The sequence below is a fragment of the Sinomonas terricola genome (genome assembly GCF_034931225.1).
In the GTDB taxonomy this organism is placed as follows: Bacteria; Actinomycetota; Actinomycetes; order Actinomycetales; family Micrococcaceae; genus Sinomonas; species Sinomonas terricola.
Genome location: NZ_JAYGGQ010000001.1, coordinates 573,079 through 594,321, shown reverse-complemented (window position 1 = coordinate 594,321; position 21,243 = coordinate 573,079). Strand labels below are relative to the sequence as shown.

20 protein-coding genes are annotated in these 21,243 nt (G+C 69.7%); 15 read left to right on the top strand and 5 right to left on the bottom strand.

Annotated features, from left to right (window positions below; all coding sequences use genetic code 11):
* The first annotated feature begins 106 nt into the window (after window positions 1-106).
* The 8 genes from paaA (at window position 107) to SPF06_RS22055 (ending at window position 7,277) form a co-directional block, all read left to right on the top strand.
* Window positions 107-1,117: a 1,2-phenylacetyl-CoA epoxidase subunit PaaA gene (gene paaA / locus SPF06_RS02915; RefSeq protein ID WP_323277414.1), complete on the top strand. Its 1,011-nt coding sequence runs from the start codon at window positions 107-109 to the stop codon at window positions 1,115-1,117.
* Window positions 1,117-1,455, top strand: coding sequence for a 1,2-phenylacetyl-CoA epoxidase subunit PaaB (gene paaB, locus SPF06_RS02910; RefSeq protein WP_323277413.1), 339 nt, complete (start codon window positions 1,117-1,119; stop codon window positions 1,453-1,455). Before paaA ends, paaB begins: the two co-directional genes overlap by 1 nt.
* A complete protein-coding gene (gene paaC, locus SPF06_RS02905) occupies window positions 1,452-2,309 on the top strand; it encodes a 1,2-phenylacetyl-CoA epoxidase subunit PaaC (RefSeq protein ID WP_323277412.1) in 858 nt (285 codons plus the stop codon). Before paaB ends, paaC begins: the two co-directional genes overlap by 4 nt.
* A 22-nt stretch (window positions 2,310-2,331) precedes the next feature.
* A complete protein-coding gene (gene paaD, locus SPF06_RS02900) occupies window positions 2,332-2,817 on the top strand; it encodes a 1,2-phenylacetyl-CoA epoxidase subunit PaaD (protein ID WP_323277411.1) in 486 nt (161 codons plus the stop codon).
* An 18-nt stretch (window positions 2,818-2,835) separates the two neighbouring features.
* Window positions 2,836-4,029: a 1,2-phenylacetyl-CoA epoxidase subunit PaaE gene (gene paaE, locus SPF06_RS02895; RefSeq protein WP_323277410.1), complete on the top strand. Its 1,194-nt coding sequence runs from the start codon at window positions 2,836-2,838 to the stop codon at window positions 4,027-4,029.
* Between the two features lie 22 nt (window positions 4,030-4,051).
* Window positions 4,052-4,834, top strand: coding sequence for an enoyl-CoA hydratase/isomerase family protein (locus SPF06_RS02890; RefSeq protein ID WP_323277409.1), 783 nt, complete (start codon window positions 4,052-4,054; stop codon window positions 4,832-4,834).
* A 20-nt stretch (window positions 4,835-4,854) separates the two neighbouring features.
* Window positions 4,855-6,270 (top strand): glutamate decarboxylase, encoded by a 1,416-nt coding sequence (gad, locus tag SPF06_RS02885; RefSeq protein WP_323277408.1) that lies wholly within the window; start codon window positions 4,855-4,857, stop codon window positions 6,268-6,270.
* A gap of 86 nt (window positions 6,271-6,356) precedes the next feature.
* The gene (locus SPF06_RS22055; RefSeq protein ID WP_428985685.1) at window positions 6,357-7,277 is read left to right on the top strand and encodes an HNH endonuclease; all 921 of its coding nucleotides are present in this window, start codon (window positions 6,357-6,359) and stop codon (window positions 7,275-7,277) included.
* Between the two features lie 93 nt (window positions 7,278-7,370).
* On the opposite strand, the gene SPF06_RS02875 is transcribed toward SPF06_RS22055, so the two are convergent.
* Window positions 7,371-7,823, bottom strand: coding sequence for an Lrp/AsnC family transcriptional regulator (locus tag SPF06_RS02875; protein WP_323277407.1), 453 nt, complete (start codon window positions 7,821-7,823; stop codon window positions 7,371-7,373).
* A gap of 125 nt (window positions 7,824-7,948) precedes the next feature.
* On the opposite strand from SPF06_RS02875, the gene pdhA reads away from it, so the two are divergent.
* The 5 genes from pdhA to SPF06_RS02850 all read left to right on the top strand — a co-directional run bounded on the left by pdhA (window position 7,949) and on the right by SPF06_RS02850 (window position 14,253).
* Window positions 7,949-9,118, top strand: a complete 1,170-nt coding sequence (gene pdhA / locus SPF06_RS02870; protein WP_323277406.1) for a pyruvate dehydrogenase (acetyl-transferring) E1 component subunit alpha — start codon at window positions 7,949-7,951, stop codon at window positions 9,116-9,118.
* Window positions 9,118-10,173: an alpha-ketoacid dehydrogenase subunit beta gene (locus tag SPF06_RS02865; protein ID WP_323277405.1), complete on the top strand. Its 1,056-nt coding sequence runs from the start codon at window positions 9,118-9,120 to the stop codon at window positions 10,171-10,173. The genes pdhA and SPF06_RS02865 overlap by 1 nt, the downstream gene beginning before the upstream one ends.
* A complete protein-coding gene (locus SPF06_RS02860; protein WP_323277404.1) occupies window positions 10,173-11,609 on the top strand; it encodes a dihydrolipoamide acetyltransferase family protein in 1,437 nt (478 codons plus the stop codon). The genes SPF06_RS02865 and SPF06_RS02860 overlap by 1 nt, the downstream gene beginning before the upstream one ends.
* Before the next feature lie 67 nt (window positions 11,610-11,676).
* On the top strand, window positions 11,677-12,492 hold the full coding sequence (locus SPF06_RS02855) for an MBL fold metallo-hydrolase (RefSeq protein ID WP_323277403.1): 816 nt from the start codon (window positions 11,677-11,679) through the stop codon (window positions 12,490-12,492).
* Between the two features lie 69 nt (window positions 12,493-12,561).
* The gene (locus tag SPF06_RS02850; RefSeq protein WP_323277402.1) at window positions 12,562-14,253 is read left to right on the top strand and encodes a nucleotide-binding protein; all 1,692 of its coding nucleotides are present in this window, start codon (window positions 12,562-12,564) and stop codon (window positions 14,251-14,253) included.
* 158 nt (window positions 14,254-14,411) lie between these two features.
* Here the strand turns inward: SPF06_RS02850 and SPF06_RS02845 are convergent, their stop codons facing one another.
* The 4 genes from SPF06_RS02845 to SPF06_RS02830 form a co-directional block, all read right to left on the bottom strand.
* Window positions 14,412-15,323, bottom strand: coding sequence for a phosphatase PAP2 family protein (locus tag SPF06_RS02845; protein WP_323277401.1), 912 nt, complete (start codon window positions 15,321-15,323; stop codon window positions 14,412-14,414).
* Window positions 15,324-15,382: 59 nt separating this feature from the next.
* The gene (locus tag SPF06_RS02840; protein ID WP_323277400.1) at window positions 15,383-15,733 is read right to left on the bottom strand and encodes a PASTA domain-containing protein; all 351 of its coding nucleotides are present in this window, start codon (window positions 15,731-15,733) and stop codon (window positions 15,383-15,385) included.
* 93 nt (window positions 15,734-15,826) lie between these two features.
* A complete protein-coding gene (locus SPF06_RS02835) occupies window positions 15,827-17,497 on the bottom strand; it encodes an HNH endonuclease signature motif containing protein (protein WP_323277399.1) in 1,671 nt (556 codons plus the stop codon).
* Window positions 17,498-17,679: 182 nt separating this feature from the next.
* On the bottom strand, window positions 17,680-19,368 hold the full coding sequence (locus SPF06_RS02830) for a hypothetical protein (RefSeq protein ID WP_323277398.1): 1,689 nt from the start codon (window positions 19,366-19,368) through the stop codon (window positions 17,680-17,682).
* A gap of 143 nt (window positions 19,369-19,511) precedes the next feature.
* Between SPF06_RS02830 and SPF06_RS02825 the strand changes: the two genes are divergently transcribed.
* Window positions 19,512-20,228, top strand: a complete 717-nt coding sequence (locus tag SPF06_RS02825) for a M50 family metallopeptidase (protein WP_323277397.1) — start codon at window positions 19,512-19,514, stop codon at window positions 20,226-20,228.
* Entirely contained in the window at window positions 20,225-21,241 is a 1,017-nt protein-coding gene (locus tag SPF06_RS02820) for an o-succinylbenzoate synthase (RefSeq protein WP_428985684.1), read from the top strand. The genes SPF06_RS02825 and SPF06_RS02820 overlap by 4 nt, the downstream gene beginning before the upstream one ends.
* Window positions 21,242-21,243: the final 2 nt, after the last annotated feature.

Genomic DNA, 21,243 nt, shown 5'->3' with positions numbered 1-21,243 from the left:
TTCTGCCGTGTTCGCTGTGCGGCCGCCAACCGGGCTGGTCGGCTTGACGGAGCCGGGGCCCCCACATATTCTGAACGAACGGTCGGTAATTATTTGAGGAGGAGCCATGGCCGCTGCGAAGCTGCAGCCCGTTCCCGCACCCAGCAACGAAAGCCCCGCCCCTGAGCTGTCCGCCGAGGACGCGGCGGGGCAGGCATACTTTGACCGCATCATCGCGGAGGACTCGCGCATCGAGCCGAAGGACTGGATGCCGGAGGCCTACCGCAAGACCCTCGTGCGCCAGATCTCGCAGCATGCGCATTCCGAGATCATCGGCATGCAGCCGGAGGCCAACTGGATCACGCGTGCCCCGAGCCTCAAGCGCAAGGCCATCCTCATGGCCAAGGTCCAGGACGAGGCCGGCCACGGGCTCTACCTGTACTCGGCGGCCGAGACCCTCGGCACCCCGCGCGACGTCATGAACCAGCAGCTGCTCGAGGGCAAGGCCAAGTACTCGTCGATCTTCAACTATCCGGCTCGCAGCTGGGCGGACATGGGAGCGATCGGCTGGCTCGTCGACGGTGCCGCGATCGCGAACCAGGTTCCGCTGTGCCGCGCAAGCTACGGACCTTACGGACGCGCAATGGTGCGCATCTGCAAGGAGGAGTCGTTCCACCAGCGCCAGGGGTTCGAGATCCTCCTCGAGCTCTCTCAGGGCACGCCCGCGCAGAAGCAGATGGCGCAGGACGCCGTCGACCGCTTCTATGCGCCCGCACTCATGATGTTCGGGCCGCCGGACGACGACTCGCCCAACTCGAAGCAATCCATGGCGTGGAACATCAAGCGCTTCTCGAACGACGAGCTGCGCCAGCGCTTCGTCGGCATGATCGCCGAGCAGGTCAAGGTCCTCGGCCTCACGCTCCCGGATCCCGACCTCCGCTTCGACGAGGAGACGGGCCAGTGGATCCACATGGAGCTCGACTGGCAGGAGTTCAAGGACGTCATCTCGGGCCGAGGCCCGTGCAACGCGCAGCGCATGGCGCGGCGGCGCGAGGCCCACGAGAACGGAACCTGGGTCCGCGAGGCGGCGCGCGCCTACGCGGCCAAGCAAGCACAGAAGAAGGCAGGTGCCGCCTGATGGGCCAGAACACGGAAAGCCAGAAGACAGCGAGCAACGAGACCACGAGCCAACAGCCCAACATCTGGCCCCTCTGGGAGGTCTTCGTGCGCTCGAGCCGCGGCCTCTCCCACGTCCACGCGGGCTCGCTCCACGCGCCCGACGCCGAGATGGCACTGCGCAACGCGCGTGACCTCTACACGCGGCGCAACGAGGGCGTCTCGATCTGGGTCGTGCCCTCGGACGCGATCACTGCTTCGGACCCCGACGCGAAGGGCTCGTTCTTCGAGTCGCCGCAGGGCAAGGACTACCGCCACGCGACGTACTACACCAAGAGCGAAGGCGTGAAGCACCTGTGAGTATTCACCAAGACCACTCCCTCGACAGCTTCGGCGACGCCGCGGCGTCGGCAACCCGGGTCACGCCCGGCAACGCGCTGCGCCCCGAAGACATCGCGCTCCGCCCGGACAAGCCGAACGACGACGTCGCAGAGTACGCGCTCCGGCTCGGCGACGATTCGCTCATCCTCGCGCAGCGGCTGAGCCGCTGGATCTCGCGCGGCCCGGAGCTCGAGGAGGACATCGCGCTCGGCAACATCGCGCTCGACCTCCTGGGCCACGCGCGCTCCTTCCTCATCTACGCGGGCCACGCGCTCGGCAGGTCCGAGGACGAGCTCGCGTACTGGCGCGAGGAGGACGAGTTCCGCTCGGCGTGGATTTTCGAGCAGCCGAACGGGGACTTCGGCGTGACCATCGCGCGCCAGCTCGTGGTCTCCATCTACCAGCACCTCCTCTATTCGCGCCTCGTGAACTCGAGCGACGCGACGATCGCGGCGATCTCGGCGAAGGCGCTTAAAGAGGTCGACTATCACCGCGACCACGCGACGCAGTGGACGCTCCGCCTCGGCGACGGCACGGATGAATCGCACGCCCGCATGCAGGCCGCGCTCGAGCTCCTGTGGCCGTACGTCGACGAGCTGTTCGACGATGACGAACTCGTCGAGCGGATCGGCGAGGCGGGCGTGCGGCCGGCGAGCCTGCGCGAGCAGTTCGACGCCGAAATCGCGGCCGTGATCGACGAAGCCACGCTCACCGTGCCGCAGGTGCCCCGCGCGCGCGGCGGCGGGCGGGGCGGCGAGCACAGCGAACACCTCGGCTACGTGCTCGCCGAGATGCAGGTGCTCGCCCGCAAGCATCCGGGCGCGACGTGGTAGCCAGACTGTGCAGGGAGACAGCGTGATCACCACCGACGCCGACGTCATCGCCCTCGCGGCGACCGTCAACGACCCTGAGATCCCCGTGCTCAGCATCCGCGACCTCGGGATCCTGCGCGACGGCCACGTCGAGGCCGACGGGACCGTGCGGCTCACCATCACCCCGACGTACTCGGGCTGCCCCGCGATGGATGCCATCCGCGACGACCTCGCCAAGGTCTTCCACGAGGCTGGCCACGAGAAGGTCGAAGTCGAGCTCGTGCTCGCACCGGCCTGGACCACGGACTGGATGACGGCCGAGGGCAAGGCGAAGCTCACCGAATACGGCATCGCGCCGCCGACCGGCCGCGCCGCGGCGGGCCCCATCCGGCTCGGCCTCGCCGTCAAGTGCCCGCGCTGCCATTCGCTCAACACGCGCGAGCTCTCACGCTTCGGCTCGACCTCGTGCAAGGCGCTCTACGTGTGCCAGGACTGCCACGAACCCTTCGACTACTTCAAGGTGCTCTGATGATTTTGAGGCCAACACATGACTGACCAGGTGACAGAAGCCCCCGAGGCGACCGGCCGCCGTCGTGCGTCCTTCCACACTCTCGCGGTGAGCGACGTCCGCCGCCTCACGAACGACGCGATCGAGGTGACGTTCGGCGTCCCCGCCGCGCTCGCCGACGAGTACGACTACGTTCCCGGGCAGTACGTCGCGCTCCGCTCGCAGCTCCCTGACCCCGCGTCGGGCGAGCCGCGCGAGATCCGGCGCAGCTATTCGATCTGCGCGACCCCGCAGCGCTTCGAGGACGGCAGCAGCGAGATCAGGGTCGCGATCAAGCGCGACCTCGGCGGTCAGTTCTCCACGTGGGCGAACGAGAGCCTCAAGCCCGGAGACACGCTCGATGTGATGAGCCCCGCTGGGGCGTTCATCTCGAAGCACAAGATGACGGGCCTCAACGACCCGACGAGCATCGACACGGAGCGCGAGCACACGTTCGTCGCTGTCGCAGCGGGCTCGGGGATCACGCCCGTGATCGCGATCGCGAAGACCGTCCTCGCCGCCAACGAGAACGTGCGCTTCGACCTCATCTATGCGAACAAGGCCGCGATGGACGTCATGTTCGTCGAGGAGCTCGCGGACCTCAAGGACAAATACCCCTCGCGCTTCGCGCTGCATCACGTGCTCTCGCGCGAGCAGCGCATCTCGCCGCTCCTTTCGGGCCGCGTTGACGCCGAGAAGCTCACGACGCTGCTCAATACGGTGATCCACGCGGACGACGTCGACGAGTGGTTCCTCTGCGGGCCGTTCGAGCTCGTCCAGCTCGTGCGGGACACGCTTTCGGCCCGCAGGGTCGAGCCCGAGAATGTGCGCTTCGAGCTCTTCACGACCGGCACGCCGACCAGCCTCGAGGGCAACATCGGGCGGCCAGTGGTCGACGACGAGTCGGGCGAGACATTCGAGATCGAGTTCCGCCTCGACGGGCTTCAGGGCGTGGTCAAGAGCCCCGTGGCCGCGAACGAGACGATCCTCAATGCCGCCCTGCGCGTCCGCCCGGATGTCCCGTTCGCGTGTGCGGGCGGCGTGTGCGGCACGTGCCGTGCGAAGCTCGTCAAGGGAACCGTCGACATGGCCGAGAATTACGCTCTCGAACCGGACGAGATCGAGCGAGGATATGTTCTGACGTGCCAGTCGCGGCCGACGTCCGAGGCTGTTTCGGTCGACTTCGACGCCTGATCCAAGCGCCTAGGAGACGTTCATGATTTCGCTCACGATTGAGGGTGGCGTCGCCGAGGTCGTCCTCGACGCGCCCGGCAAGCTCAACGCCGTCGACCCCGCGGCGCTCGCCGAACTTTCCCAGGCGTACGACGACGCCGCTGCCGCCGCCTCCCGCGGCGAGGTCCGCGCGCTGCTCCTGCGCGGCGTCGGACGCGCGTTCTGTGCGGGCCGGGACATCTCCGGCGTCGACCCGGCCGACGACGACGTGCTCGGCTACTTAGGTGGGCTCGTCACGCCGCTCATGCGGAAGATGGCGGCGTTCCCGGCGCCGACGTTCGCGGCCGCCCAGGGGGCATCGCTCGGGGTGGGCCTCGGGCTCCTGCTCGCGACCGACGTCGTCTATGTCGCCGACAATGCCAAGATCGGCTCGCCGTTCGCCAACCTCGGGGCGACGCTCGATTCAGGCGGCCACTGGTACTTCACCGAGCGACTCGGCATGCATCGCACGCTCGACCTCGTCTACACGGGCGAGCTCATGAGCGGGGACGAAGCCGTGCGGGCAGGGCTCTTCAGCCGCTCATTCCCGGCGGACGAGCTGCTTGAGCGGACGCGGTCTGTCGTGACCCGGGTCGCGTTGGGCGCGACGGGCGCGTTCGTGGCCTCGAAGGAGCTCGTCGCGCAGATCCGTGACCGCCGCCTCGGGCTGTGGGAATCCATGGATGCGGAGAACAAGGCGCAGGCCGCGCTGTGCGATTCGGACGACTATCGCGAAGGCTTCAAGGCCTTCCAAGAGAAGCGCAAGCCGGTGTTCTCTGGGAAGTGATGGTCTCCTAGGCTGGGCGGGTGACCGCCTCTCGCAGAGCAACTCACCAGTCCCTTCCCGACTTCCAAGCCTCGGCCAACGTCGAGCTGAACCCCTTGTTCAGTCGGCCGGGCGAATCGACGGAATTCCCCCGCTTCACGATCCCCGGGGGTGAGTCCCTGCCCTCGACTGCCTATCAGATCGTCCACGACGATGCGATGCTCGACGGCAACGCGCGCCTCAACCTCGCCACGTTCGTCGGAACGTGGATGGAACCCGAGGCTGCGCATCTGTACGCAGAAACCGTCGACAAGAACATGATCGACAAGGACGAATATCCCAAGACGGCGGAGATCGAACATCGCTGCTGGCGGATGCTCGCTGACCTGTGGAACGCACCCGACCCCGCCAACGCCGTCGGCACCTCCACGATCGGCTCGTCGGAGGCCTGCATGCTCGCCGGCCTGGCCCTCAAGCGCCGGTGGCAGCACGCCCGCCGGGCCGCCGGGAAGCCCACGGAGAGGCCGAACCTCATCATGAGCTCGGCCGTGCAGGTGTGCTGGGAGAAGTTCTGCAACTACTTCGAGGTCGAGGCCCGCTACGTGCCGATCTCCGAGGAGCACCGCGTCCTCGATGGGCACGCGCTCGAGGAGTACGTGGACGAGAACACGATCGGCGTCGTCTCGATCATGGGGGTGACGTACACGGGAATGTACGAGCCCGTGCAGGAGATCTCTGCGGTCCTCGACGCGATCCAGGCCTCAACCGGCCTCGACGTGCCGATCCACGTGGACGGGGCCTCGGGAGCGATGGTCGCGCCGTTCCTCCAGCCCGAGCTCGTGTGGGACTTCCGGCTCCCGCGCGTGGCCTCGATCAACACGTCGGGGCACAAGTACGGGCTCGTGTATCCGGGGCTTGGGTGGGTCGTCTGGCGGGATCGGGACGCCCTGCCCGAGGATCTCGTTTTCCACGTGAGCTACCTCGGCGGGGACATGCCGACGTTCGCGCTGAACTTCTCGCGCCCGGGCGCCCAGGTGCTCCTGCAGTACTACCTGTTCCTTCGGCTCGGGGTCGAGGGCTACCGGGCTGTCCATGCTGCGTGCCGCGACGTGGCCGAGTACCTTGCGCGCGAGATCGGGGCGATGGAGGCGTTCGAGCTCTGGAACGACGGTTCCGACATCCCGGTATTCGCGTGGCGGCTCAAGCCGGGCCACACGGACAAGTGGAACCTTCACCACCTCTCGGATCGGCTCCGGATGTCGGGGTGGCTCGTGCCTGCCTATCCAATGCCGGACGGGCTCGCGGACTTGACGGTGCAGCGTGTCGTGGTGCGGAACGGGTTCACACGGGACCTCGCGTCGAGCTTCCTCGAGGACCTTCGCGGCGCCGTCGCGTTCCTGGACTCGGCGGACGCGCCTTTCCCGGATCCGGGTCACGGCGAGGCATTCCACCACTGAGACGACCAGCGGACGCGCTGAGTCTTGCCCTCACGTTCTCCTGGAGCTTCCGCTGCGGATGGGCGCCGATCAGGCAGGCTGTGGCTATGGACACTGGGGGCGATGATCTGCAGATCGACGACCATGGCATGGCGTACAAGCTCACGTACATCGCAGCGGTCACGCTGCAGCGCCCGCTGCTCGTACTCGGCGGCATCCTCTCCGGGATCAATGCCTTCGTTCCTGTTCGGTGGATCTCGTGCACCTGGATGAGCCTGGCCGCGGCGGGGATTTTCCTCTACGGTCTGGCGAAGGCGATGGATTACGAGGAACTCCGCGGCCTTCCCGGCGGCCGCCGCATGCTCGCGTCCGCGTCCCCAGCCCAGGCGGCCTGTTGGCGAGTGTGCCCCGCTGCACAGTCGTACTCCAGCCTCCTTCAGCTAAGCAGATACCCAATACACATATATTGGGTATCTGCTTGGCTGAAGTCGCTGCACTCTCGAAGGTACGGGAGCATCACCTCGGAGGAGGCTCGAGGGATGGTGGCCGTCACGGCTCGAAGCGAATGCGGTGCCGGTCGTGGAATAAGCGGTGCGGGTCCTGCGGCACGGGCCGCCGAGACAGGTCCCGGGGCGTCGGCGCTCGCGGGCGTGTGGCTGAGGCGCTTGTTCCTTGACCCTTCGACGGGCGAGCTCGCGGCAATGGATGCGAGATCACGTCTGTTCCCCCGCGCGTTGGCCGAGTTCATCAGGATCCGCGACCAGGTCTGCCGGACCCCGTACTGTGATGCTCCTATTCGCCACATCGATCATGTCGTGCCGGCCGCTCTCGGCGGTGAGACGAGTGCCGAAAACGGCCAAGGTCTTTGCGAAGCCTGCAACTACGCCAAGGAATCGCCCGGCTGGGAACGAGCGGTGGTTGGTGCTCGCGACGACGACGGAGATGTCACGCACGGCGATATTCTCACCATCACCCCAACGGGCCACGAATACTTCTCACCACCACTCCGACTGCCGGGTGCCGCCTGAACGACGCCGTCGTCCAGAAGGATCGCTGCAAGCTCCCTCGTGCGGGCTGACGGTCGACACTCCGCCTGCAGTCGCCGGGCCCTGCCGCCACGGCTATCTCGTGTCCAGATCCTCGAACACGAGGAACGTCTGCGTGTCCAAGACGCCCGGCATGCTCTGGAGCTGGTCGAAGACGACGCGGCGGAGGTCCGTGTTGTCCACGGCCCGCACGAGCAGGATGACGTCGAAGTCCCCGCCGACGAGCGCGATGTGGTGCACCTCGGGGATGGCCTTGAGCTGCTCCCGCAGCTCGCGCCACGAGTGCTGACGTACCTTGAGGGTCACGTACGCGCTGGACCGCAGCCCTGCCTTGAGCGGATCCACGAGCGCCGTGTACTTCGTGATGATCCCTTGCTCCTGGAGCTTCGCGATCCGGTTGTAGGCGTGCGCTCGGGAGATGTGCACGTTCTCGGCGATGGTCGTGACGGACTGCCGTGCGTCCTGGGTGAGCTGGGCAAGGATGGCGCGGTCCACATCGTCCACGGGGGCTCCTGTGATCTGGGTCATTCGCGGTGCTTTGTCTACAGATTCTTCCTTCAGGTGAGCAAAATTCCAAGATTCGCCGGAATTCTGGATACGAAACCCGCATGGAACCGATACTTGTGTCAACACACATGCTGCGAGGAGGCATCATGACCATTCCCGCGGAGGCCCAAGAGGCCGTGAAGCGGTTCGGGATCAGCATTGAGGACTACATGCTCCCCGTGCACGGCCAGATCCAGATCCTCTCCGAGGACGGGACGATGCTCCCGGAGGACCAGCGCGGCTCGAGCCCGGGGCACCAGTACCCCGTCCCGAGCGACAACGAACTGCTCGAGGCCTATCGCCAGCTCGTCATTGGGCGGCGCGTCAACGACCAGAACTCGGCCCTCGTCCGTCAGGGCCGTCTCGCCGTGTACCCGTCGAGCCATGGGCAGGAAGCCTGCCAGGTCGCCGCCGCGCTCTGCCTGCGCGAGGGCGACTGGATGTTCCCCACCTACCGCGACTCGGTTGCCGTCATGACGCGAGGCGTGGACCCCGTCGAGACGATGACGCTCTTCCGCGGCGACTGGCATGGCGGCTACGACCCGCATGCGCACAAGGTCGGCATCCAGAGCACACCGCTCACCACCCAGCTGCTCCACGCCGTCGGCGTCGCCCACGCGGCCAAGCTGCGCGGCGAGGACACCGTGGTCCTCGCGATGTGCGGCGACGGCGCCACGAGCGAGGGCGACTTCCACGAAGCCCTCAACTTCGCCGCGGTCTTCCACCTCCCGGTCGTGTTCTTCGTCCAGAACAACCAGTACGCGATCTCGGTGCCGCTCGTGCATCAGTCGGTCGCGCCGTCGCTCGCACACAAGGCGGTTGGGTACGGCATGGCAGGGGAGCGCGTGGACGGCAACGACATCGTGGCCCTCCTCGCGGTCCTCGACCGCGCGGTCACCCTCGCCCGGTCCGGCTCCGGCCCGCTCCTCGTCGAGGCCAACACCTACCGCATGCAGGCCCACACCAACGCCGACGACGCGACCCGCTACCGCAACCAGGCCGAGGTCGAGGCCTGGGCGGCGAAGGATCCGCTCAACCGCATGCGGCACTACCTCCGCTCGACTGGGCATCTCACGGACGACGTCGAAACCGCCTTCGCGGGCGACGCCGAGGATGTCGCCCAGCGGCTCCGCGACGGCCTCGGGACCGAGCCGAGCCTCGATCCCCAGGACCTGTTCCGCCACGTCTTCGCCGAACCGACCCCACAGCTGCGCGAGCAGGCGACTTTCCTGGCTGAAGAAATCTCGCGCGACGAGCAGTCGGGAAAGGAACTCTGATGAGCACCGTAGCCGAAGCCGCCGCAGCTCGAGCGGCTGCCACAGCAGGCCCCGAGCCCGTGACCTTCGCTAAGGCCCTCACCACCGCGATGGCGGACGCCATGCGCGCGGACGACGGCGTCGTCGTCTTCGGCGAGGACGTCGCCAAGCTGGGTGGCGTGTTCCGGATCACTGACGGGCTCAACGCCGAGTTCGGCGAGCAGCGCTGCTTCGACACGCCGCTCGCCGAGTCCGGGATCGTCGGCATGGCGCTCGGCATGGCCATGAACGGCATGCGCCCGATTGTCGAGATGCAGTTCGACGCGTTCGCGTACCCCGCGTTCGAGCAGATCGCGAGCCACGTGGCCAAGATGCACAACCGGACGCGCGGCCGCGTGACGCTGCCCATGGTCATCCGCGTCCCGTACGCGGGCGGAATCGGCGGCGTGGAGCATCACTGCGACTCGTCGGAGGCCTACTACGCCCACACGCCCGGCCTCAAGGTCTTCACGCCGTCAACCGTTGCGGACGCCTACCGGCTCCTCCGCGTGGCCATCGCGAGCGACGACCCCGTCGTCTTCATGGAGCCCAAGAAGCTCTACTGGTCGAAGGAAGCCGTGGATCTCGAGGCCCTGCGCATCGAGTTCGAGGCGAAGGCTGAGCGGCAGGCGGCGGGGCGTGCCGGCGTCGTCCGGCCCGGCACGGACGCCACGATCATCGCTTACGGGCCCGCGGTCCCGCCCGCCCTCGCTGCGGCGGAGGCCGCGGCCGCCGAGGGCCGCTCCGTCGAGGTCGTGGACCTGCGCACGATCGTCCCGTTCGACGACGAGACGGTGTGCGCCTCGGTGCGCAAGACCGGGCGCGTCGTCGTCGTGGCGGAGGCGCAAGGTTTCGCGTCGGTGGCTTCGGAGATCACGGCGCGAGTCCAGGAGCGCTGCTTCCATTCGCTCGCCGCGCCCGTGCGGCGCGTGACCGGCTTCGACATCCCGTTCCCGCCGCCCAAGCTCGAGCACTGGTACCTGCCGAGCGTTGACCGCATTCTCGACGCCCTCGACGAGCTCCAGTGGGAGGACTGATGACGCGCGAATTCCTGCTGCCCGACCTCGGCGAAGGTCTCACCGAGGCTGAACTCGTGCGCTGGCTCGTCGCCGTGGGCGATTCCGTGGCCGTCGACCAGCCCGTCGTCGAGGTCGAGACGGCCAAGGCAGTGGTCGAGGTGCCGTCGCCGTTCGCCGGGATCGTCGCCGTGCTGCACGGGCAGCCGGGCGAGACGCTCGACGTCGGCCGACCCCTCATCAGCATCGACGATGCCGCGTCGCAGAAGGGCGGGCCCGCCGCGGTCGCGTCTGGTGCCCCCGAGGCCGCGTCCGGCGCGGCCGAGGCCTATCGCACGGAAGAGCGCGCGGGCGCTGGCGCGGCCAGCGGCGCTGGCTCAGCCAAGGGCTCCGGCAACGTGCTCATCGGGTACGGGACGTCCGAGTCATCCTCCGGCGGGCGGCGGCGCCGTCGCCGAGGCCACTCCGCGCCGTCGGCTGCCGCTCCGGAGGGCTCGCTCGCGGCCACGGCCGCGGCCACCGCGGAGCGGACGGAAGCGGTCCGCGTCGTGTCCCCGCTCGTGCGGAAGCTCGCCCGCGAGCTCGGCGTGAGCCTGCGGACGCTCGCCGGGTCCGGCCCGGACGGGCTCATCCTGCGCCGCGATGTTGAGCACGCGGCTCGCGTCACGACGGGTGCGCCGACAGCCCGAACTGCACGCGAGGCCCAGGTTCCTGCCGCGGCGGGAACGGACGTCGACGCTGTGTCTCTGCTCGCGATCGCCTCCCGCACCCCCGTGCGCGGGGTGCGCCGCGCCGTCGCCCAGGCGATGACGCGCAGCCGCACCGAGATTCCCGAGGCCACGGTGTGGGTCGACGCCGACGCAACTGAGCTCGTCGATCTCCGCGCCGACCTCAAGCGCCGCGACCCCGAGGGCACGCCGAGCCTGCTCGCGTTCATCGCGCGCTTCGTCGTCGCCGGTCTCGCGAAGTTCCCCGAGCTCAACACGCGCCTTGAAACCGCGGACGACGGCAGCCAGGAGATCGTCGCGTTCGACGGCGTCAACCTCGGCTTCGCGGCGCAGACCGAGCGCGGCCTCGTCGTCCCGAGCATCCGAGGTGCCCACCGGCTCAGCGCCCGCGGCCTCGACGCGGAGCTCAGGCGGCTCACCGCCGTCGCCCGTGACGGGAAGGCGACGCCGGCCGACCTCAGCGGCAGCACATTCACGCTCAACAACTATGGCGTGTTCGGCGTCGACGGGAGCGCGGCGATCATCAACTACCCCGAGGCTGCGATCCTCGGCGTCGGCCGGATCCTGGACCGGCCGTGGGTGGTCGAGGGCGCGCTCGCGGTGCGCAAAGTCGTGGAACTCACGCTCGTGTTCGATCACCGCGTGTGCGACGGCGGGACCGCGGGAGGCTTCCTGCGCTACGTCGCGGACGCAGTCGAACACCCCGGCAGCATCCTCGCTGACCTCTGAAGCCCATGGCAGAATCGGACCCACAGCCGGACCGGCTGGCTAGCCTCGAAAGTTAGGACATGCGGCGATGGCTCACTGGCGCGACCTCGGTGGAGACACGTACACGCTCAGCCTCGAGCCGCTCCGGCTCAACGTCGGGCTCGTGATCGGGGCCGAGCGGGCCCTCGTGATCGACACGGGCGAAGGGCCGCGCCAGGCGCGGCTGATCCTCGACGCGGTGAGGGAGAAGACGCAGCTGCCGCTCGTCGTCGTCAATACGCACGCCCATTACGACCACTTCTTCGGCAACGCCGTGTTCCGCGCGGCCGGGGTCAACGAATTCTGGGCGCACGAGAACGCGGCGGCGGCCATCGCCGCCTCGGGAGACGCCGCGCGGGTCGAGGTTGCGGGCCGTGAACCCGAGATGGCGGCGGCCGAGGGCGAGGACACCGAGATCGTTGTTCCCCAGGCGATCGTCCGGGAGCAGCCGGTGCTCGTCGACCTCGGCGGCCAGGCCGTCACGCTCTTCTACCTCGGGCGGGGGCACACGGACGGCGACCTCCTCGTCGGCACCCCGTCGTCCCTCTTCAGCGGCGACCTCGTCGAAGAGGGCGCCTACCCCGAGTTCGGCGACTCCTACCCCGAAGAGTGGGCGGACGTCCTCCGGCACATCTCGGCGCTGCGGCACAGGTACGAGCACCTCGTGCCCGGCCACGGCGCACTCAGCACGGACTCCACCGTGCGGACGATGGCCGAGACCATGGCGATGGCAGTCCGCTCCGCGCGCCAGGCCACCCGCGAATCGCCCAACGACGCGACGAAGGCGATCCCGATCCTCCCGTACGGCCCCGAACAGTCGCGGCTGTTCATCTCGCGGCTCCGGGCGCCTCACAGCCTGCACTAGTACCTGAGGCTCCACTGGGCCGGTCCGGCTGGACTAGAGTTACCAGCGGTCGGGTACGAAAGGGGCGGGATGGTCGACGACGGAACGCAGCAGGCGGAGACCGCGCAGGCCGCGCTGGGGCGCGATCCGGGCGACGGCGGGGATCCCGCCCGCGATTCCGGCGAGGCCGCCCCACGGCACTTGACCCGGCGTGAGCTGAGGAAGATGCGCGAGGCCGAGGAGGCCGCACGGGCCGAGCACGCCGAGCTCACGTGGGACCAGCTGTTTGCCGCGCCCCCGGTCGAGCCGCACGAGGCATGGGTCGAGCCTGGCCCCGCACTGGGCAGCATCGAGACCCCCGCCGATGACCGCGCTCCTGCCGAGCCCGATACGCGCCCCCTTCGCGCCGTCGTGCCGCCGCTTCCTGAGGCCCCGCCGCTGTCGGCGCTGAACGCCGCCCCGGATTCCGCCGTCGTCCGCGGTCAGGACGCGGGGGAGCCGGTCGCCGCCGGTGACCAGCCGTCGTTGGGCGGCATGATCGGCGAGCCCGAGCCGGGGCCGGAGCAGGCCGCGTCGCCGGAACCAGGCGTTGAGCCGGAACTGGCCGCCGCGCCGGAACCAGCCATTGAGCCAGAACTGACCGCCGAGCCTTCCGAATGGGTGGGCGAGCCACCGGCGTTTGTGCCCGCGGGCGCGGTGCCGGCTGAGGCCTTCATGCCGGCTGAGGCCGTGACACCGGCTGAGGCCTTGATGCCCGCCGAGGCGTTGGTGCCTGCCGAGCAGCCCGTGGAGGCCACGGTCGAGGCCGAGCAGTTCGCTGAGCGGATGGCTCCCGCCGCCCAACTCCCCGAGGCGGTGGCGCGCGCCGAGCAGCCCGCGGGCTTCGTCAAGGCGGCGCCGAGTGTTGCGCCCCGAGGTTTCAGGGGCTTCCTGTACCGCATTACGGGCGGAGCCCTCAATCTCGGCCCGACCGCGGCGGAGGAGGCCGAGGCCGAACTCGACCGGCGCATCCGTCGTCGCCTCGACGGGAGCCGGAACACGGTGTTCCTCTCGCTCAAGGGCGGGGTAGGCAAGACGTCGACGACGGTCGGCGTCGGGCTCACGCTCGCGGACCTTCGCTCGGGAAGCGTGTGCGCGATTGACGCGAATCCAGACGCGGGCGATCTCATCGAGCGCGCCCTCGGCGAGGGGGCGTACGAGTCCGAGCGCGAGCTGAACATCACGCGTCTCGTGCGCGAGCTCGGAGACGGCGACTCGCGGGTCGCGCTCGATCGGTACCTCCACGAGGTGGGACGCCTGCGTCTCCTGGCGGGGGAGCAGGATCCGGATATTTCGGACTCGCTCCGCGCCGAGGACTATCAGCGGATCTACGGGCTCGTCTCCCTGCACTACGGTGTCACCCTCACGGATTGCGGGACGGGCGTGAGCCGACCCTCGATGCGGGGGATCCTCGAGAGTGCGGACAACGTCGTGGTCGCGTCCGGCTTTGCTGTGAGCGGGGCCAAGCGGGCGCGGGACACCCTCGCGTGGCTCGCGGGCCACGGCTTCGCCGAGCTCGCGGAGAACGCGATCGTCGTGGTGACGGACAAGGATGACGTCTCGGGTCGGGTCGACAAGCATGCGATTGAGGCGACCCTCGCCGGCATGTGCCGCACGCTCATCAGCGTTCCGCACGACCGGGCCGTCGCCGACGGGGACCTCGTCTCGCTCGAGACGGTACGCCCCGAAACCCGTCGCGCGTACAAGGAGATCGCTGCGGCGATCGTCGACGGCTATCGCTGACAAGAACGTATCGCTGACAAGAACGGCACGGCTGCCCCCAATAGCAGTCGTGCCGTTCTGATTAGTCCAATGAATGGACGAGCCTTAGCGTAGCTGCCCGGCCCACCGTGCGCAATGACGGGTTGCGCGGCGTCGTCATGTGTCTCTGTGCGGCTCGTTCATGCCCGCCGTGCGGCCACGCTGAAGAGCCACGTCGCGGCGATACAGAGCAGGTAGCCGCTGATGACGATGAGCGAGACCCCTGCCCAGAAGTAATGAGTCGTACTTGCCGTGCCACTGCCCGGGGCGATCCGCACAAGCACGGAGACGGCGAGGGCCGTTGCCCCGAGGCCTGCGAGGAGGGGGAGCGAGAGCCAGAGCCGCGACGCGGCCCACCCGCTGCCGAAACCCTGCCACGCGTTCCAGCGCCAGCCCACGCGCATGATGAGCCACCCGGCAGGTGCCGTGCACGCGCCGACGACCAGGAACGCCGCGACGACATCGGCAGGGCGATGCCACTGGTTGACGAGCGTGGCCGCGCCCGAGGCGATCGCGAAGGTGCTCCCTGCGAACGCGACAAACGGGCGCTTCGAGGGCGAGGCGACGAGGAAGACAGCGGCTGCGGCCGAGGCGGCGAGGGTCGTGTGGCCCGAGGGCAGCGAATTCTCCATGAGGGTCTCGACGCCCCGGAATGGGCGGGTGAAGACGTACGCCTTGAGGACTTGGGTGATGAGGTTGGCTGCCGCCGCAGAGGAGAGGGCGACGGCGGCCGCGAACCAGCGGCGTTTGACGACCGCCGCGTAGAGCAGCCCGGCCGCCCCGACGACGACGGCGATGGTCGGCAGCGCGTCGAGGAACCCGAGGGCGGCCTTCACCGCCCTGCCGTATACGTCGACAGCCTCGTCGAGGGCTGATTCGTCGATGTACTGCCCCGTGGTCGTCCGGACGAAGAATCCATACGTCGCGGCCACGCCGAGCGCCGAGGCGACGGCTGCCGCGATGAACAGGCCAGGCCCCGCGATGCTGTCGCGGATCGGCTGCCCGTGCCGCGGAGGGCTCGGCGTATCGGGGTGCATGCGGATGGAAGCCATGACCCCAAGCGTGGCACACGAGCCTGTGGGCGCGCCGAAGGGCGTTGGAGCCCGCAGGCTCACCGCTCGTCTGGCCGGTGAGGGTCTGGCCTGTGAGGTTCTGGCTCGGCCGCCCGGGCCTCGCCCTCGCCCGGGAACGGACGCCGAGGTTTGCGCACACCTGCGGGTCCGTCGTCGATGATGACGTCGACAACGAGCGAGTCCCATTTGAGCGCTGCTGCTCCGGGTTCCGGATGTTGACCAACGATGAGGCAGCGCCGTTTCCACGCGAGCGCGGAGAGTGGTGGCCCATCGGCGTCCCTCTGGGCGAGGACCAGCCCGGCGCCAGACGCAACGTCTCGTGCTTCGTCGAAGTGGAGGCCGACAACGTCGGGCACCGTCACCTGGGGCCGGAACGGGGTGCCCTGCATGCAAGCATCCTGACTCCCTCGCGGACACCGCGCTAGGGTCCGTCGCTCGCATCGCTGTGGGTGCTTGCTGCGGGGTGGGGTTCGGCGGGGCTGTCAGAAGGGTGGGGGTGGGTCGGTTTCGGGGTAGGTGAGGTGTCGGCGTCCGGTGGGGGAGGTCCATTCGAGGACTCCGCCGCCGGGAGGGGGCTGTGGTGGCTGTGGTCGTTCGGCCTCGGATTCGGGTTTCGTTTCGGGGGCGGGGTGTGGGTGCTGGTGGTGCGGGGGTTCGTGGGTGTGGGGGAGGTGTTGGACTTTCCAGTGGCCGAGGGTTTTGAGGCGGTGGTGTTCGCGGCAGAGGAGGGCGAGGTTGGCGGTGTCGGTGGTTCCGCCGTGCTGCCATTCGGTGGTGTGGTCGGCTTCGGTGGCAGAAGCTGGCTTGTCGCAGCCGGGGAACCTGCATACCCGGTCGCGGGCGCCGAGGAAGCGGCGGATCGCGAGGGAGGGGGTATAGCGGCGTCGTCCGAGGGCGAGCGGGGCACCGTTGTGCGGGTCGACGAACATGGTCGTCCACGACGCCGCCTCCGCGGCCAGAAGCCGGGCGGTCGGGGCGTCCAAGGGCCCGTGGCCCAGGATCTCCCCCGGCGCCTCGCTCTCGCCTGTGAGGGTCCGGGCAGGAACCGTCACGACGAGCTCGGTGCGCACCCCTCCCATCGGCCCGGAGCCGCCGAGCGGCTCGGCGCGGTGCCGTCCTGTTGCGGGCGAGCCGACCGCAGGCGCTCCCGCGGCTGGCGAGCCGGCTAAAAGCGGACCGACCGCACGCGAGCCGGCCCTGGATGCTCCGGCGACGGACGCTCCCTCGGCGCCCGGCCCAACTGCGGGGGAGCCAACTGCGGGCACTCCAGCGGCGGACGCACCCGCGACGGGCGAGCCAGCGGCCGTCGGTCCGCACACCGGAAGGGCGGAGTCCAGGAGCAGGTCCCGAAAGGCGTCCGCGCGCAACTGGGAGATCCCGCGGACTTCATCGGGGCCTTGGAGCGAGCGGGCGATGGCCTCGAGCCGGGTATCGATCGCGGCCCCGACCTCGAGGGGCAGATGAGCGGTGAGCCAGCACATGCCGTCCTTGCCGGGTTCGAGGTCGACGCGGCGGAACGCGGCGGCGCGCTCCTTGCGGGCGGCGAGGGGCTCGTCGTGGTAGTCCTCGGCCAGGCGGCGGAGCCGGCGGGAGAGGGCTCCAGGGCTGGGGGCCGGGTGGGGGTCGGCGGGGCAGGCGATCTCGATTGCGGCGGCGCTGAACCGTGCGCCCTGGCCGGGCGGGAGCGCGCACGCGTGCTCCATCACGGCCCTGGCCCGGCGCCGGTCGAGGCGGCCTGCGCCGAGGGCTTCGAGGACGGGGGCGAGGTCGGGGTCGGCCAGGGCCAGGGCCTCTTGGACGATGGCGTGGCCGGTGCGTGCGGAGACGTTCAGGGCCGCGGCGACCTCGGAGGCGGTGATCGGGGTGGCGTCGGCGGCTTCGAGGGCGTCCCTGGCGCCGCGGCGGAAGTGCGCGTGCAACTCGGAGACGACCAGCGCCCGCAGGGCGTGGATCCGGGACTCCTGGGCCTCGAGCAGTCGGACCGTCTCGACCAGGCGGTCGGCGAACTCGGTCCGGGCCTCGAACTCCGCAGCGGCCGGGGACAGCGCAGCACCCCCCGGCTCGTCAGGCGCAGGCCCCGCGCCAGGCGCAGGCGACTTGTCGCCGTCGTCCGCCGAATCGTCCGCAGGACCGTCGGCCGGTTCTTCCCCCATGATTTCCCCCATAGACCAACCATCCCACTCGCCACCGACAAAATAAGGCGCCGCTCAGGATGGCCCGGGTATCGGGGCAACGCTGATGGCGCCGCTCGCGGCGGCCCGGCGCCGTCGTCGTCCTCTCCTGCGCCCTCGGGAGGCGACGCCTCAGCGGTGGGCCCAACAAGAGCGCTGCGGCGTCATTGCATGAAGTGGGCAGGGACTGGCCCGATGGGGAGGATGTCGGTGCCGAAGTCCGTGATCGTGTACCGGCCGCATCGGATGGTGGTGGATGGCGCGGTGCGCGCGGCGGGCGGCAACGCGAGCCGGGGATGCTCGGACTCGGTCAGGGAGTCGGCCAGCACGAACGACACCATGGATCGGGAGTAGTCCGCGCGATCGGCGAGCCAAGGATAGGCGCGGAAGAGGTAGTCGACCTGGATCAGGCGGTAGGGCTCGGCGAGATAGGCCTTGGGCCCGCGCGTGCTGAAGAAGTCTCCAGCGCCGGTGCGCTGGTTCGCAGTGGTCCACGCGTCGACGCACTGGATGTCCGGGTCGACGACGGCGGCCGACCTGCCCAGGGCGAGCGTCAGACCAGCCGACACGACCAGAAGCACTGCGAGGATGCTGGCCAGCAGCCTCCGAATCTCCCGCTTGGAAAGGCGGCGCACGAAGGCGATGCCATGGGGGAACAGCCGTGGCGCGAAAACGAGCGTGCACACGGGGGCGAAGAACAGCGGCTGGACGTACCGCGGGGTGTACGCGCCGAGGGCGATCGAGCCGACGAGGACCGCCACGGGCGCCACCCAACCTATTCCGGAGACCATCAATGTCGTCGCATCCCGTGACGCGAGGGATCTGCGGTACACGATCGCGGAGACGAGGATCAGCGCGACGACCAGGGTCAGAGCCAGGGCCCCGGGGATCGTCGAAGTACGGTCGGCGAGGCTCAGCGGATACCGGAGGGCGGCCCAGGCGGCGAGCCCGGGCTTGGCGTAGTCGGGCCCGTCCTTGGCGACAAGGTGCGCGAACGGGATTCTCGCCGCGAACCCCACGCCGCCGCCCAATAGGAGGAAGGCCCCGACCCGCAGGAAGCGGTGCCACCCGATGACGCGTCGCCCGGCCATGAGGGCGAGGACCAGCACCAAGGGCATCGCGGCCCATGCCAGGTATAGGGGATTGGTCAGGGTCGCCCCGGCACTCATGGCCGTGAGTGCGGCTTCCTGCCACCGTCGGCGTCTGCTGGGCGGCGCAGTGACCAGACGGGCTGCCAGTCCCGTTGCCGTGATCGACGCGAGCACGGTCAGGCCGTAGTACGTCGTGGTTGCCAGCAGCGACGCGATCTCGAACGTGTCCCCGCGAGGGGAGTCCTCGAGAAGCATCAGGAACACGACCGTGGCGAACGCCACGAGGGCACCGCCGACGCGACGCGATGGCGGCAGCGCCCGCTGGGCGATGCCGCTCAGGAACCTGAGCGCGGCGTAGAGCAGGAGGAGATTGACGACGGCGTTGAGCGCGAGCGTGCCCTTCACCCCGAGTCCGAGCGCGGCCAAGGCGAAATACAGTCCCATCTCCGGGATGAAGAGCACGGCCGAGAGGAACCAATCCTGCGGCTGCCCGGCCTGGACAGACCCGCGGACGAGTGCGGGCAGCACCGAGTCGGAGTCGTAATACAGGAGCCATGAGCGATCGGTGGCATCCAAGTGCACTACGGCCAGCAGGGCCAGCGCCACGGCCAACACGAGGCCCACGAGCTCGGCCAGGCCCCGAGCCCCGAAGGCCGAGGGAAGGGCCCCAAGCCGCCACCCGGCAGCGACCAGCTGCTTTGTCGCGCCGGGCGCCGGCGAATCGGACTCCGTCGCCGAGGCAGAGGAACTGAGCGCCGGCATGCCGCGCACCCCCTTTCCCGGAGTCCTCTCGAAAGCACTTCGTCCCCCATCCCACACTGCCGACGGAGGGCCGACCGGAAACCTTGCCCAATCCTCGGCAGATCTTTCGGTGGGCCCAGCCGGGTCCGCTAGGGTCGTGAGCGATGCTTCACGATTGGTGGACGGCCTTCGTCCAAGGATTCACCCACACCGCACCGCTGGCCGTGCCCCTGCCCGAGCTCGTGTGGCTCGTCGCCGGGGCGGCGGCGCTGTGCGCGATCCCCATCCTGTGGCGGTTCTTCGGCCGCTTCGTCACGATCGTCCACGAGCTCGGCCACGCGTTCGCGGGCCTCGCGACGGGGATGCGCGTCACCGGGATCACGCTTCGCATGGACCAGGGCGGCACGACGCAGGGCCTGGGCCGGGGCCGCGCCGTATGGTTCGGCTTCTGGGGCTACCCGGCGCCGGCCGTCGTGGGTGCGGCCCTCGTCTGGGCCTCGGCGGCGGGGTGGGGCCGCGCGGCGCTCTCGGCCGCGGTCGTCGTCCTCGTCGCAGTGTTCCTCTTCATCCGCAACCTCCAAGGTGTCCTGATCCTGAGCGGGACGATCCTCGCGGTCGCGGCGCTCGTCGTGGCCGTGCCGCCCGGGCTGCAGGGGCACCTCACGCTCGGCGTGGGCGTCGCGCTCGTGTTCGGCGCGGTGCGCGACTGGTGGAACCTCGTGACCGTCCACACGACCCGGCGACGCGAGCTCGCGAGTTCGGACGCCTTCATCCTCGCCCGCAAGACCGGGATTCCCGCGGCCGTGTGGCTGTTCTCCTTCGCCCTCGTGATCGGCGCGTGCGGTGCGGCCGCGTGGCTCGTGCTGAGGGTCGTGGCATGATGTCTGCTCGCGCCCTCCCACCGCTTGCGGAGCTCGAGGCGAGCGCCGCCGTCGTCCGCCTTCCGCTCACGGTGCGCTTCCGTGGGGTGCTCGAGCGAGAGGCGCTCCTCGTGCGCGGCCCGGCAGGGTGGGGCGAGTTCGCGCCCTTCCTCGAGTACGACGACGCCGAATCCTCCCGCTGGCTCGCGTCCGCCGTCGAAGCGGCGTGGGAGGGCTTCCCGGCCCCGGTGCGGGACAGGATTCCCGTCAACGCGACCGTGCCCGCAGTGTCCGCCGACCGCGTCCCCGAGGTCCTCGCCAAATACGGCGCGGTGACCGCCGTCAAGGTCAAGGTCGCCGAGCGCGGGCAGAGCCTTGAGGACGACGTCGCGCGCGTCGCCGCGGTGCGCGACGCCCTGCCCGACGCGGCCCTGCGCGTCGACGCGAATGCCGCGTGGACGGTGGCCGAGGCCGTCGCCGCGCTCACGGCCCTCGCTCCCTATGGACTCGAGTACGCCGAGCAGCCCGCCGCGGGCATCGAGGGCCTCGCCGAGGTTCGCGCGCGGCTCGCGGCGGCCGGGACGCCCGTGCCGATTGCCGCCGACGAGAGCGTCCGCAAGGCCGAGGACCCGCTGCGGGTCGCCCGCGCGGGTGCCGCGGATCTCATCGTCGTCAAGGCGGCGCCGCTCGGGGGAGTACGGCGCGCCCTCGCGATCGTGCGTGAGGCCGGGCTTCCCGCCGTCGTGAGCTCTGCGCTCGACACCTCGATCGGACTCGCCGCCGGGGTCGCCCTCGCGGCCGCGCTGCCCGAACTGCCTTACGCGTGCGGGCTTGGCACGGGTGCGCTCTTCTCGCACGATGTCGCACGGCCGGCCCTCGTGCCCCGTGGCGGCTTCCTGCCGGTCGGCCCGGTGGTGTCCGGCGCGGTGACGCCGGATCTGGCGCTGCTCGCCGAATATGCCGCGCCCGCCGAGCGCCGGGCATGGTGGCTCGACCGGCTGCGGCGGTGCTACGGGGTGCTCGCCGCGTCCTGACG

What these genes read in the sequence shown, in the direction of transcription:
- paaA (WP_323277414.1), top strand. Translation starts at nt 107, where the DNA reads ATGGCCGCTGCGAAGCTGCAGCCCGTTCCCGCACCCAGCAACGAAAGC.
- paaB (WP_323277413.1), top strand. Translation starts at nt 1,117, where the DNA reads ATGGGCCAGAACACGGAAAGCCAGAAGACAGCGAGCAACGAGACCACG.
- paaE (WP_323277410.1), top strand. Translation starts at nt 2,836, where the DNA reads ATGACTGACCAGGTGACAGAAGCCCCCGAGGCGACCGGCCGCCGTCGT.
- SPF06_RS02890 (WP_323277409.1), top strand. Translation starts at nt 4,052, where the DNA reads ATGATTTCGCTCACGATTGAGGGTGGCGTCGCCGAGGTCGTCCTCGAC.
- SPF06_RS22055 (WP_428985685.1), top strand. Translation starts at nt 6,357, where the DNA reads ATGGACACTGGGGGCGATGATCTGCAGATCGACGACCATGGCATGGCG.
- SPF06_RS02875 (WP_323277407.1), bottom strand. Translation starts at nt 7,823, where the DNA reads ATGACCCAGATCACAGGAGCCCCCGTGGACGATGTGGACCGCGCCATC.
- pdhA (WP_323277406.1), top strand. Translation starts at nt 7,949, where the DNA reads ATGACCATTCCCGCGGAGGCCCAAGAGGCCGTGAAGCGGTTCGGGATC.
- SPF06_RS02865 (WP_323277405.1), top strand. Translation starts at nt 9,118, where the DNA reads ATGAGCACCGTAGCCGAAGCCGCCGCAGCTCGAGCGGCTGCCACAGCA.
- SPF06_RS02860 (WP_323277404.1), top strand. Translation starts at nt 10,173, where the DNA reads ATGACGCGCGAATTCCTGCTGCCCGACCTCGGCGAAGGTCTCACCGAG.
- SPF06_RS02855 (WP_323277403.1), top strand. Translation starts at nt 11,677, where the DNA reads ATGGCTCACTGGCGCGACCTCGGTGGAGACACGTACACGCTCAGCCTC.
- SPF06_RS02850 (WP_323277402.1), top strand. Translation starts at nt 12,562, where the DNA reads ATGGTCGACGACGGAACGCAGCAGGCGGAGACCGCGCAGGCCGCGCTG.
- SPF06_RS02845 (WP_323277401.1), bottom strand. Translation starts at nt 15,323, where the DNA reads ATGGCTTCCATCCGCATGCACCCCGATACGCCGAGCCCTCCGCGGCAC.
- SPF06_RS02840 (WP_323277400.1), bottom strand. Translation starts at nt 15,733, where the DNA reads ATGCAGGGCACCCCGTTCCGGCCCCAGGTGACGGTGCCCGACGTTGTC.
- SPF06_RS02835 (WP_323277399.1), bottom strand. Translation starts at nt 17,497, where the DNA reads ATGGGGGAAGAACCGGCCGACGGTCCTGCGGACGATTCGGCGGACGAC.
- SPF06_RS02830 (WP_323277398.1), bottom strand. Translation starts at nt 19,368, where the DNA reads ATGCCGGCGCTCAGTTCCTCTGCCTCGGCGACGGAGTCCGATTCGCCG.
- SPF06_RS02825 (WP_323277397.1), top strand. Translation starts at nt 19,512, where the DNA reads ATGCTTCACGATTGGTGGACGGCCTTCGTCCAAGGATTCACCCACACC.
- SPF06_RS02820 (WP_428985684.1), top strand. Translation starts at nt 20,225, where the DNA reads ATGATGTCTGCTCGCGCCCTCCCACCGCTTGCGGAGCTCGAGGCGAGC.